8 protein-coding genes and 1 pseudogene are annotated in these 12394 nt (G+C 68.3%); 4 read left to right on the forward strand and 5 right to left on the reverse strand.

Features of this window, described 5'->3' with window-relative positions; all coding sequences use genetic code 11:
* Positions 1-4: 4 nt before the first annotated feature.
* Positions 5-1585 (reverse strand): gamma-aminobutyraldehyde dehydrogenase, encoded by a 1581-nt coding sequence (locus ACI2LY_RS08605; protein WP_404706560.1) that lies wholly within the window; start codon positions 1583-1585, stop codon positions 5-7.
* Positions 1586-1762: 177 nt separating this feature from the next.
* On the opposite strand from ACI2LY_RS08605, the gene ACI2LY_RS08610 reads away from it, so the two are divergent.
* The gene (locus tag ACI2LY_RS08610) at positions 1763-2356 is read left to right on the forward strand and encodes an NADAR family protein (protein ID WP_404706561.1); all 594 of its coding nucleotides are present in this window, start codon (positions 1763-1765) and stop codon (positions 2354-2356) included.
* Here the strand turns inward: ACI2LY_RS08610 and ACI2LY_RS08615 are convergent.
* Positions 2342-2992 (reverse strand): DUF4190 domain-containing protein, encoded by a 651-nt coding sequence (locus tag ACI2LY_RS08615; RefSeq protein ID WP_404706562.1) that lies wholly within the window; start codon positions 2990-2992, stop codon positions 2342-2344. The genes ACI2LY_RS08610 and ACI2LY_RS08615 overlap by 15 nt on opposite strands.
* Positions 2993-3362: 370 nt before the next feature.
* Here ACI2LY_RS08615 and ACI2LY_RS08620 point away from each other — a divergent pair.
* Positions 3363-4471: pseudogene (locus tag ACI2LY_RS08620) on the forward strand (adenosine deaminase).
* A gap of 405 nt (positions 4472-4876) precedes the next feature.
* Positions 4877-5563, forward strand: coding sequence for a glycerophosphodiester phosphodiesterase (locus ACI2LY_RS08625; RefSeq protein ID WP_404706563.1), 687 nt, complete (start codon positions 4877-4879; stop codon positions 5561-5563).
* Between the two features lie 26 nt (positions 5564-5589).
* Here the strand turns inward: ACI2LY_RS08625 and ACI2LY_RS08630 are convergent, their stop codons facing one another.
* From ACI2LY_RS08630 to ACI2LY_RS08640, 3 genes are read right to left on the reverse strand one after another with little or no spacing between them, the layout of a single operon-like run.
* Entirely contained in the window at positions 5590-7326 is a 1737-nt protein-coding gene (locus ACI2LY_RS08630) for an ADP-ribosylglycohydrolase family protein (RefSeq protein WP_404706564.1), read from the reverse strand.
* Between the two features lie 4 nt (positions 7327-7330).
* On the reverse strand, positions 7331-8029 hold the full coding sequence (locus ACI2LY_RS08635) for a DarT ssDNA thymidine ADP-ribosyltransferase family protein (protein ID WP_404706565.1): 699 nt from the start codon (positions 8027-8029) through the stop codon (positions 7331-7333).
* A complete protein-coding gene (locus tag ACI2LY_RS08640) occupies positions 8026-9477 on the reverse strand; it encodes a 3'-5' exonuclease (protein WP_404707287.1) in 1452 nt (483 codons plus the stop codon). Before ACI2LY_RS08640 ends, ACI2LY_RS08635 begins: the two co-directional genes overlap by 4 nt.
* A 412-nt stretch (positions 9478-9889) precedes the next feature.
* Between ACI2LY_RS08640 and ACI2LY_RS08645 the strand changes: the two genes are divergently transcribed.
* Positions 9890-12172, forward strand: a complete 2283-nt coding sequence (locus ACI2LY_RS08645) for an N-6 DNA methylase (RefSeq protein ID WP_404706566.1) — start codon at positions 9890-9892, stop codon at positions 12170-12172.
* Positions 12173-12394 lie beyond the last annotated feature (222 nt).

The following is a 12394-nucleotide window of genomic DNA, read 5'->3' on the forward strand; positions in this document are numbered from 1 at the left end:
ACGCTTAGGGGCGGTCCCCGAAGACCGTGCGGTGCCAGTCCTTGCGGACGGCCGCCGTGTTGTCGAACATGACGTGCTTGACCTGCGTGTACTCCTCGAAGGAGTACGCCGACATGTCCTTGCCGAACCCGGACGCCTTATATCCGCCATGCGGCATCTCGCTGATGATTGGGATGTGGTCGTTGATCCACACGCACCCGGCGCGCAGCTCGCGGGTGGCCCGCTGGGCGCGGTAGACGTGGCCGGTCCAGGCGGAGGCGGCGAGCCCGTAAGGCGTGTCGTTGGCGAGCCGGAGACCCTCGTCGTCGGTGTCGAAGGGGAGCACGACGAGGACCGGGCCGAACAGCTCCGACTGGACGATCTCGCTGTCCTGGGCGGCGCCGGTGATCAGGGTGGGCCGGTAGTAGGCGCCGCTCTTCAGGTCGCCGCCGGGGGCCTCGCCGCCGGTGACGACGGTCGCGTAGGCGCGGGCCCGGTCCACGAAGGCGGCGACGCGGTCGCGGTGGGCGTGCGAGACGAGCGGGCCGAGGTCGGTGCCGGTCGCGAACGGGTCGCCGAGCCGCACGGTCTCCATCAGCGCGGCGGTCCGCTCCACGAACGCCTCGTACAGCGGGCGCTGCACATAGGCGCGGGTGGCGGCCGTGCAGTCCTGGCCGGTGTTGATGAGCGCGCCCGCGACCGCGCCGTTGACGGCGGCGTCCAGGTCGGCGTCGTCGAAGACGACGAACGGCGCCTTGCCGCCCAGCTCCAGGTGGAGCCGCTTCACGGTGGCCGTGGCGATCTCGGCGACCCGGCGGCCGACGGCGGTGGAACCGGTGAACGAGGTCATCGCCACGTCCGGATGCTCGACCAGCCGCTCCCCCGCCTCGGGCCCGGTCCCGCTGACGATGTTGATCACACCGTCCGGGATGCCCGCGTCGACGGCCGCCTGGGCGAAGAGCAGCGAGGTGAGCGGGGTCAGCTCGGCGGGTTTGAGCACGATGGTGTTGCCCGCGGCGACGGCCGGGAGGATCTTCCAGGCGGCCATCTGGAGCGGGTAGTTCCAGGGCGCGATCGACCCGACCACCCCGATCGGCTCGCGCCGGACGTACGAGGTGTGGTCGCCGGAGTACTCCCCCGCCGACTGGCCCTGGAGCTGCCGGGCGGCGCCCGCGAAGAAGGCGGTGTTGTCGATGGTGCCGGGGACGTCGAACTCGCGGGTGAGCTTCAGCGGCTTGCCGCACTGGAGCGACTCGGCCCGGGCGAACTCCTCGGCCCGGTCCGCGAGCACGGCGGCGAAGCGGTTCAGCGCGTCGGAGCGCTCGCCGGGCGTGGTGGCGGCCCAGCCGGGGAAGGCGGCGCGGGCGGCGGCCACGGCCGCGTCGACGTCCTGCTCCCCGGCGAGTTCGTAGCGGTACACCTCCTCGCCGGTCGCGGGGTCGGTCACCGCGTGGGTGCGGCCCGAGGTGCCGGGGGCGGGGCGGCCCGCGATGAACTGCGCGCCGTCGGTGAAGTGGTCGCGGAAGCGGTCGGGGAGGGGGTCGTGCTCGCGGTCGCGGTCGCGTGCGGGAAATCGTTCCGGGGTGTCGGTGCCCGGTTTGTGCATGTCGCTCTCCTCCGCCGGACACCCCGTCGGGGGCCGGGTGGCGTGGCTCCAGCTCGATTTGAGTGCCGATCCTGACAGAGGAGTGGGACGCCAACAAGGGATTCCGTTGTTGCCTTTTGGTTACGCGACGGAATCTGTCGGCGGGCTGTCTACTCAGGGCATTCGGGGCCGGACGGAATGTCAGTGGCGGCTGCCACACTTCCGTGCATGGGGAAGATCGACGGGGTGGAAGCGCTGATCGGCGCGGTCCGGGCGGGGACGCCCGTGAAGTATCTGCACTTCTGGGGGCATCGCCCGCAGCGGGACGGGAGCGTGGGCGCGGGGTGCCTGAGCCAGTGGTGGCCGGCGCCGTTCACGGTGGACGGGGTCGGCTACGCGACGGCCGAGCACTGGATGATGGCGGGCAAGGCGCGGCTCTTCGCCGACCCGGACGCCGAGCGGCTGGTCCTGGCCGCTGAGCATCCGGCCGGGGCGAAGAAGGCGGGGCGGCTGGTCCGGGGCTTCGACGAGGAGATATGGCGCCGGGAACGGTTCCGGATCGTCGTCGAGGGCAGCGTGCACAAGTTCGCCGCCGACCCCGAGCTGCGCGCGTACCTGCTCGGCACGGGTGAGCGGGTGCTGGTGGAGGCGAGCCCGGTGGACCGCGTGTGGGGCATCGGGCTCGGCGTGCGGGACGAGGCCGCGTGGGACCCGGCCCGCTGGAAGGGGCCGAACCTGCTGGGCTTCGCGCTGATGGCGGCTCGGGAGCGGCTGCGTTCAGAGGCGGGGTGAGGCGGGGACCTGCGGCGCGGAGTTGTAGGAGGAGTCGCCGGGGTCGGTGTCCGGGCTGTGCGAGTGCCTGTCCGCGCCGACCGCGAGGAAGTACATCAAGATCACGAACGCCAGCGCGATGAGGCCGACGACGATGCCGATCACTCCGCACACAATGCCCGCCTGGGCCTGGGAGCGGTTGGTGGCCTCACCGCGGTCGGCCCGCTTGCGGCCCTGGATACCGAGGATCACCGCGACGACACCCATGACGATGGAGAGGACGCCGTAGAAGCAGAAGAGGGCGATGGAGAGGATGCCGAGGACGAGGGCGGCGGTGCCCGCGGAGTTCTGGGGGACGGGGCCCATGGGGGCACCGGGCCAGCCGTAGGCGGGGGGCTGGGGGTAGGCCGGGGGCTGGGGGTAGGGCGAGGTGCCGTGCGGGCCCGGGTAGGGCGGGGGGACTTGCGGGCTGGGGTAGCCCGGGTAGCCGTAGCCCGCGGGGGGCGCGGGGGCGCCGGTGGGGGTGAACGGCGGAACGCCGGGGCCGTTCGGGGCGATCGGCGGGGGCGGGACCGCTTGGCCGGTGGGCGCGCCGGGCTGGGGCGGCACCGTGGGACCCGCGTAGGGGCCGAGGCCGACGGCGGGCATCGCGGCCATGGTGGCCTGGTCGTGGACCGAGGGCTGTTGCGCGGAGGGCGGCGGCGCGTCCTTCCGGAGCGAAGGCCCCGGGGGCGGCTGGGGCGGGGCCCACGGATCGGAGCCCGACCCCTGGGGAGACTGGGGAGACTGGGGCGACTGTGGCGGCTGGGGCGGGGCCCAGGGATCGGAGCTCGCCTCCTGCCCCGTAGCTCCTCGTCCGCCGTCGGGCTGCGTCTGCTCCGTCACGTCCTCATCCCCCCGCATCGATCGTCAGATCATGTTAGGGCCGCCGCACGGGCCGTACCCACCCACTCCCTGCACCGACCGTAGCGCCTCGGCCGCGGCTCCCGCCCCGCTCTAGGATGTCTGCGCACCATCCGATCAGCCGATCACCCGCGCCCGACCTGTCACCCCTGGCCCCGGGCGCCTTTCCTCGGGGAGGACCCCTTGACCGAGCGCAGCGCCGCCCGCGATCCGCACGCTTTCATCGCCGGACTGCCGAAGGCCGAACTGCACGTCCACCACGTCGGTTCCGCCTCCCCCCGCATCGTCTCGGAACTGGCCGCCCGGCACCCCGACTCCAAGGTCCCGACCGATCCGGAGGCGCTGGCGGACTACTTCTCCTTCACCGACTTCGCGCACTTCATCCAGGTGTACCTGTCGGTCGTGGACCTGGTCCGCACCCCGGAGGACGTCCGGCTGCTGACGTACGAGATCGCGCGCGACATGTCCCGGCAGCAGGTGCGGTACGCCGAGCTGACCCTCACCCCGTTCTCCTCGACCCGGCGCGGCATAGCGGACCGGGCCTTCATGGACGCGATCGAGGACGCCCGCAAATCCGCCGAGGCCGACTTCGGGACCGTGCTGCGCTGGTGCTTCGACATCCCCGGCGAGGCCGGGCTGGAGTCGGCGGAGGAGACGGCCCGGATGGCGACGGACGACCGTGTCCGCCCGGAGGGCCTGGTGTCCTTCGGCCTCGGCGGCCCGGAGATCGGCGTACCCCGCCCGCAGTTCAAGCCGTACTTCGACCGCGCGATCGCCGCGGGCCTGCACTCGGTCCCCCACGCGGGCGAGACCACCGGCCCCCAGACGGTGTGGGACGCCCTGACCGAGCTGCGCGCGGAGCGGATCGGCCACGGCACCAGCTCGGCCCAGGACCCGGCGCTCCTGGCCCACCTGGCCGAGCACCGCATCGCCCTCGAGGTCTGCCCCACCTCCAACATCGCCACCCGCGCGGTCCGCACCCTGGACGAACACCCGCTGAAGCAGTTCGTCGACGCGGGCGTCCTGGTCACCATCAACTCCGACGACCCGCCGATGTTCGGCACGGACCTGAACAAGGAGTACGCGATCGCGGCCCGCCTGCTCGACCTGGACGAGCGGGGTCTGGCCGCCCTGGCGAAGAACGCGGTGGAGGCGTCGTTCCTGGACGCGGCGGGCAAGGAGCGGATCTCGTCGGAGATCGACGCGTACACGGAGGCGTGGCTCGCGGGGTGAGGGGGCCCTTGCCGGGGCTGGCCAACGGGGGACAGCTGGACCCACCAACGGGCCTCGTCGGCCGGCCCCGGTCGCGGCCCATGGCGGTTCCGGCCCGCCCGGGGCCGGCCTGGGCCTTGCCGCCAGCCCGCTCACAACCCCGCATCCCTATGGGCAAGCCCGCTCGCGAGCCCCAAGGCCCTTTCGGCCAGCCCGGTCACAGCCCTGCAACCCTCTCGGCCACCCCGGTCGCGGCCCCCGCGCCCCCGTTGGCCCGCCCAGTCGCAGCCCTTCTGCGCCGCTGGCCGGACCTGCCGCCGCCCATGGCCCGGCCGGTCCACCGCACCACCGTTGCCCGCTCCCTGCCCACGCCCACGAGGCGAGGCCTCGCCCGGCGACGCTTCACCGGCTGCCAGAATGACGGCCATGCAGACCTGGACCGCCGTCGCACACCGGGGTGACCCCTACCGCTTCCGCGAGAACACCCTCGCCTCGCTGCGCTCCGCGCTCGACCGGGGCGCGGACGCGGTCGAGATCGACGTACGCCTCACCCGCGACGGCGTCCCCGTCCTGCTGCACGACGACACCCTGAAGCGCCTGTGGGAGATCGACCGCCCGTTGGCGTCCCTCACGGCGTCGCAGGTGACGGAACTGACGGCGGGCGGCGTCCCGACCCTGGCGGAAGCGCTGTCGGCAACAGAGGGCACGCGGGTCATGGCGGACCTGTGCGGCGGCGTAACCCCCCGAGTGGCGGACCGAGTCCTGGACGTGGTCCACCAGTCCGGCGCCGAAGACCGCGTCTACTACTCCTCAGGCGCCCGGTCCCTCCTGACCCTCCGCGCAGCCGCCCCCGCCGCCGAACTGGCCCTCACCTGGACCACAAAGGCCCGCCCCCGCCCCGCCCTCCTCACCGCCCTGCGCCCCCGCTACCTCAACTACCGCTTCTCCCTGGTCGACCGCGACCTCGCCACCCGAGTCCACAAGGAGGGCTACCTCCTGTCGGTATGGACCCCGGACACGGGCCGCTCCATGCGCAAGCTGCTGTCGCTGGGAGCGGACTCGATCACAACGAACCGAATCGACACCCTGACCGCCCTGCAGAAGAGGGTGTGAGATGGACGTTCACCACTGTGCGTCGCTCAGGCAGACGACTCCGCGTTGTTGACAGAGACGATCAGGTAGAGGTCGATCTGCAGCCAGAAGGCACTCCCGTCCCGCTGGAGCGCCCCGTCGAATCCCATGTCCCGCAGTCGCTCCCACGCGGCCCGGACTTCGCTGATCGCAAGGCGAAGTTGGGCTCCCGGCACGTCGGCCCCTCGCACCTCGGCCTCGGTCTGCCTGATGACCAGGTTGTCGTAGGAGACCCAGTCGTTGCCCCGACGGGAAGGAGTCATGCCCAGGGCGGTGAGGGCTTCATACACCCGCCCGACATTGGTGGCGGCCAGGTACGCCCCCTGCAAGCGCGCTTGCACAGCCGGCCGGTTCTGCTCCTTCGCTGTTACCTGGGGGCTATGCACAGCCTCTGCGTGTTCTGTATCCAGGCGCCGCATCCTGCGAATGAAGAAGAGGGTCTGTCCATCCAGGGTGGTCAGGGTGGCTTGCTCCGCCGACCAGCCGCCCGCCGCCAGCGTGCCTCGACTCACCACACGTGCTTCGCGTCGATCCGGGAGGACAAGGCTGGCTCCGCTGTCGGCGGCATCGATTCCCGCAAGGAACCGAGACCGTGCCTGACGTGCCTCGTCCGGGGAGGGCACGGCCTGCGGCTTGAGAACCGGCTGGAGCAGATTCTCGGCCAGCCCCGCCAGCAGACGAGCATCCTGGACGGACCGACCATGGGCGCCAAGCCATTCCTGCCCCAGTCCCGCCCCGAGCAGCCCAGCCGTCATGGATGCCAACGTGTCCGGATCCGCACCCCGTTGCCGTGCCGGTACGCCGACGCCGACATCCGGATTGGAGGCGGAGCGGGCCGCAAGGTATATGGCGGCCACCGCACAGAGCGTGCCTGACCCGCGTGTCTTGGGCCGCGTCAGCCCGTGTTCCTCCAGGAAGGCGGACGGAGCGCTGATGGCTCCACTCTTCAGCGACGTCCGTGCGCTGGAGAGTAGTTCCTCCACCTCTTGCACAGTGTCGTCCCAAGCACACTCATACTCCTCCGAGAACGCCAGTGACGCTGCGTCCAGCCAACGCTGGTCCAAGCTCTGCCACACCGGTTCACGCCAGTCCTTCAATCCGTCCAGCGCTGCTTCGAGCAGCCAGCCGTAGGAGAGCGGCGCGGGCTGCCTCAAACTGGCCCACAGAGCGTAGGCGTGCAGCAAGGCGCCCAAAAGCGCACGGGGATGCCCGTGAGTCGTCGCTGCGTCGCGGATCACGTCCTGGGCCAACTCGGCAAAAGGACTCTCGTGGTGAGCGACGGCATGCGGCGCGATGCGCATGGCTGCACCGTTGGCTCCAGCGGCAAAGTACTTGTCCTGGTCGTCGGCCCGGTTTCCCCAGGCTGATCCCTGCTTCTCCCAAGCCCGGCAAGCACGCTTGACGCTGGCCCCCGCGCCACGTTCATAGTCGAGAAGGAAAGGCCACTCAACTCGTTGCAGCCACGATAGCCACTGGTCTCCCGCGGTGAGACGAGCGCGGGCCACCGCGATCAGCATCTGAGTGTCGTCGCTGTACTCGCCCGGCCCGATGTCATCGATGATCGGGCGGAAGCGGTGGCCGGTCATACGCCGCCAGCCAAAGAACCGACCGGAAACCTGGCTCTGGGTCGGCAGCGAGCGTGTCTGGTCGCGCCGCTCATAGGGCCAGCCCATGGCATCCCCGACGGCTGACCCGACCAGGACGCCGCGGGCCCGATCGTTCCATGGGTGAAGCTCAGCGTTCACGTGTTCACTCTGCCAGCGTCGTTCGTGGGATGTACGGGGTCTCGTGTGGCCGGAAGCCCGCACGTACAGAGTTGCTCAAGGCGTAGCGATCGAAGAGCACTGGCGCGATGACCAATGGCGGCAGGAGAGTCTCCATGCTGAACTGTGCAAGCCTGAAGTGTTCCAAGGCCGCCTGCTGCTCGTCCCGCACGATGATCGAGCGTATGGCGGCCAGTGGAATGGTTCCGGGTACCTGTATCTCGGCCTGGTCGTCCGTAGGCCACCACGTCGGGTGCCCCCGTCCTCTCTTCCGGGTGGCGTTGCCGGTCACGACAGGCGCGAACAGAGCGTCAAAGGCGTCCGGGCCGGGCAGCGCGCCGAGACTCTGGTCCCGCGCCGAGTTGTAGGGAGAGAACCGCACACCAGGCATGGCGAGCACTTCGACATCAAGTGTGAGCACCACCCAGTCCGCGAAGTACGGGTCCCGCCCCGCAGCCTGAAACTGGTACCACGCGTTCGGATACTCGACACTCAAAAAGGTGCGGTCCGGCGCCCCGTCCAGTCGCTGGATATCCGCCGGGCGATAGGCGCCGGATGTTTCCCGCAGCGCGGCCACCGAATGCATTCCACCGCTCTGGAGGATGTGGGACAGGTTGGTCGACTTGGTGCAGTGGCACAGTCGCGTGACACTGCGGGCCGTTGCCCGCGCGATGATGTCGCTCACGCGCCCACCCGGACATAGAGGTCCGACATCTCGTTCGGCAGCAGGTCGGTGAGTTTCCCTGAATGCAGAATGACGAGTTCCGCCCGGGCTCGTGTGACGGCCACGTACAACTGCCGCGCTTCGCGCGCCTTCGCCTCGTCAGAACCGTGCGCCTCCAACTCGCTTGCCTTCGGCAGCTCGTCCGCGTCACAGAACGGCAGGATCACCGAGTCGAACTCAAAGCCCTTCGCTGCCGAATACGTTCCGTAGAAGACACCGGGCTGATCCGTCCAGCGTGGCAGGTCGCGGTGCAGCTTCTCGACAGGTACACGGCTACCAGTGAGAAGGCGCCTCAACTGAGCTTCGTGATCCCGAGTACGCATCAAAATCGCGACTTGCCGGTCGGCGCCCAGGGCCAGGGCTGTGCGCGCGGCCTCAGCGAGTTGCCGCTCTTTGCCGGGCGTCTCCAGAATGGTCGGCTTCGGGCCGTCGGCAGCCGGTCTGGTCGGTTGAACGAGGTCGACCTCGTCCTGGAAATGCGGCATCTCCGACATAACATGCGCGAGTTGAGCGATCTGACGACTGTTACGGTAATTGTGAGCGAATTCCACGACTCCCTTAGGTACGTGAAGTCCGAGTGAACGCCAGGACATCCGGCTGCCATAGATCTGCTGCGCGTAGTCCCCGAAGAACGTCAGTGATCCATGCTTCGGGATGGCCGCCGCGAGACTGCGGATCATCTCTGGCGTGAAATCCTGCCCCTCGTCGACGACCACGTGCCGGTAGTGCCGCGCGGTCTCGTCCTCACTGAGCAGCGCCAGAACGGACGACGCCATGTTCTCGAAGTCGTACTCGTACCCGACCTCGGAGCGCATCTGTTCATAGCGCTGGTAGATCGCGAAAACGACTTCGCGATCGGGCTGCTGGAGGGGTTTGCCACGGCCAACTCGACGGGTACGGCCTTCCACGTACGTCTGCCGGTTGATGCCGTACCCGACCAACCAGTGCAGCTCGTCCAGGAAGAACTCCAGCGGACGCTTGACAACCGCCCGGCCGTGAAGTCGCTGACGGGCCTCCTGCAGCGCCTGCTCCACCAACTTCTTCTTGATCTTGCATATGCGCACCGCCGCTTTTGTCCGGTGCGCGAGGTAGCCGCGGGCGAAGGCGTGATAGGTCTCGATCTGGAGATTCGGAGGGGGCCGCCCCCATGCCCTTGAGGTAGGTGACGAGCGCCTTGTTGAAGGTGACCAGCAGCGTGCGGCCACCGACTCCCGGCGCCCGGGCGAGGTAGTGAGCCCGGTGTACCGCCATCGTGGTCTTGCCACTCCCGGCCGTGCCGAGGACGACACAGTGGCCGCGTTCATTGAGGAAGACGACGTCCCGCTGGTGACCCCTCGGGTCGGGTAACGAAAGCCCCATCGCGACATTATGACGCGTCCATGGCCATCAGGTACAGACGCGGCAAGCATCCTCTTCCAGCGCACGCGAGGGTCGGATGGAGACCAACACCCGCTTCAGACAACATCCTTGACCACGAAGTCTTAGATGTCGGCGAATGCCTGGCCAGAGCGGAACACCCCTGTTGCATGCCCAGCGCTTGGAACGCCTTCTCGATTTGCGCACTGTAGGTGCGCAGTTGGTCAGCATCGTCGCGCAGACCTAGGCTAATCAACCGTCAGCTACAGCTCGCGGTGTCCTGGAAAGGATCACATGCACATGCCCTCACCCCCGTCCCGTGACGATCCGCTGCTCAGACGAGCCCAGATCTCGGTACTCGCCGGAGTGAGTCGCCCGACCGTGACGTCCTGGGAAAGTGGGAGCGCCGGCTTCCCACCACCACGGCGCTCCAACGGACAGGACTACTTCCGACGGTCGGAAATCATGGACTGGCTGGACCACCGGCCGGTTCCCCCCTCGCGGCTCCTTGCTGGCGAGACCGTGGGTACGACCTACGGGGACCGTGCAAGAAAAAGAGAATGGTCCGACGGGCGTTCCTCAGACGCCGTGAAGAGCCGGCCCGGCACCACGACGTCGTACCGCATCCCGACGGGCGCCGTTGATGAACCCCGGCCCGAAAACCAACAGATCGTGACCGACCTGATGGGGAACCTCGTCGACCGGGTTCGCGGCGCGGCCAGTGTCCTCGACTATCTGAACCTTCTGTTCTGCCTCCACTACCTGCGCAGCGCTTCCCCTAAAGGATTCGATGCGGTGGCCGACCGCGCCCGCACTCTCGGCAGCGTCGACGAAGCCAACCAGTTGCTCCGGGACATCGGCCGCACCGCAGACGAAGACATGCGTGGGATCGGGGTGCACTCAAGCATGCAGGAGGCATTGGGGCGGCTTGAGCCGCGGACTGCTCGTGACCTTCGCAGGGTCGTGGAGGCGATGGGCAGCCTCACCGAGGACGTCTTCGGCCTGATCCTTGACGAGTACGAGCAACGAGCCGCACTCGGTAGCGGTGAGTTCTTCACTCCCCGCCCCGTGGTCCGGCTGATGACAAATCTGGCGTGCTCGGAGTTCGGTCCGGGAGAACCCGAGTCGGTTTACGATCCCTACGCGCGTGACGGCGGATTCCTCATCGAGGCGATGGCCGCCTGCGCTCTGGACAAGAACGGTCTGCCGCGCCGCGAAAGATTGCAGTCGTACGGCGAGACCAGACGTGCCGAGACGTGGCGGCTGGCAACCATGAATCTGCTGCTCCACGGCGTCTCACCGAATCTCGACCTGAAGCGCACGCCTCCGTGGCACGGTGGCTCGGAGGGTCCCCCGCTGGATTCGTTCGACATCGTCCTCACCAACCCGCCGTTCAACATGAGTGACCCGGGCGGCGAAGAACGCAGCGAAGGACTATGGGCGTTCGGTCCTCCGCCACTCGACAATGACAACCTTGCCTGGGTTCAGCACTGTGTGGCCAAGCTGGGCAAGCGGGGCCGAGCCGCGATCATCATGCCCAACAAGGCAGGCAACTCCGGTCACAAGGCCGAGCAAGCCATCCGCCGGAACTTGGTGGAGAGCGGAGTCGTCGACTGCGTCATCGCCCTACCTGCACAGTTGTTCACCGGCGCCACCGTTCCGGTCTGCGTGTGGATACTGCGCCACCCTGACAATCCGAGCTCCGACACGCTGTTCCTCGACGCGCGGCACATGGGAACAAAAAGCGGATCGCGACGCGTCCTCAGCGCCCACGACGCTGAAGTTCTTCTCGCCGCCTACCGTGCCCACCGAAACACAGGAGGGCCCTTAACTCGCCCCGACATACAAGAGGGAGAGCACGTCGTGGCAACCGCTCTGGTACCCAGGGAACAACTGTGCCTCAGCGGCTACTCGCTCAACCCTCTCGATCACATCGAGCACGCAGGTGGTGGAGACGGCACCGAGCACAAGCTCATTTCTGCCTGGAAACATCTGGACGACGCCGAGGAGCACCTCGGGGATGTACAGGACGCTCTCACGGGACTCCCGCTAGGGGGGCGTGGACCCGCACCGATCCTTCAAGGCCGTCGGAAAGCTGGAACATTCAGCCTTGCCTCACTGTGCGAAATCCAGGCCGGTCCCTCCTATACCAAGCTCGGCAAGGATCAACGTAGCGTCAACGGCACAGTCCCAGTGGTATTCCCGCGGCATTTGAAGCACCAGCGTGTCAGCGACGATGCGGATGAACGGGTGACCGAGGAGACAGCACGCCGGCTGAAGCACTTCGCGGTGCGGCATCGGGACATTGTCTGTATCCGATCCGGTGCGATCGTTCCGCCGGCGCTGGTACAGCAGCATCAGGCGGGCTGGCTTATGAGCCCCAACATCATCCGGCTCCGTGTGCCCGCGGACCGGATGAACCAGGTGCTGCCCGAGTACCTGCTCCACTATCTGTGCCTGGACGAATCCGTGGCATGGATGCGGGACCGGGCAGCAGCAACCGCCGCTCCCTCACTCCGGTCGGAATCTCTAGGAACGCTGCGAATTTCACTGCCCCCCCTTGCCGAGCAGGAAGAGCGCGTGGCGGCGCTGAACGGCCTCGACGAACTGGATCGCGCGCATCTCGCCGTCGCTGACTCGGCGCGGCGCGCTCGCATCGCACTGGCGGAAGCGCTGCTCAGTCCAGCGGTCAGAGCCGATGCAGCCACTACTCCTCCCCACCGATTCGAAAAGGAAGCAGCGCTGTGAGTGCCAGGCACCGACCGTCTGTTCCGACGCCCCCTCCCCCGTCGGCGCCCACATCTGCAAGCAGCGCGTGGATTCCATGGCTGCTGGTCATGGCCTTGTTCTCCACCCTCGTCGCGGTCTGCGTGGGGTTTCTGAAGATCCTCGGTGGCAGTCACACCTCGGAGGCACTGCTCTCGGCAGGTGCAGCGTTCGGAGGAGCCGCATTGCTCTGCCTGGCTGTGG

The sequence above is a fragment of the Streptomyces sp. NPDC002176 genome (genome assembly GCF_044903645.1).
Lineage (GTDB): Bacteria > Actinomycetota > Actinomycetes > Streptomycetales > Streptomycetaceae > Streptomyces.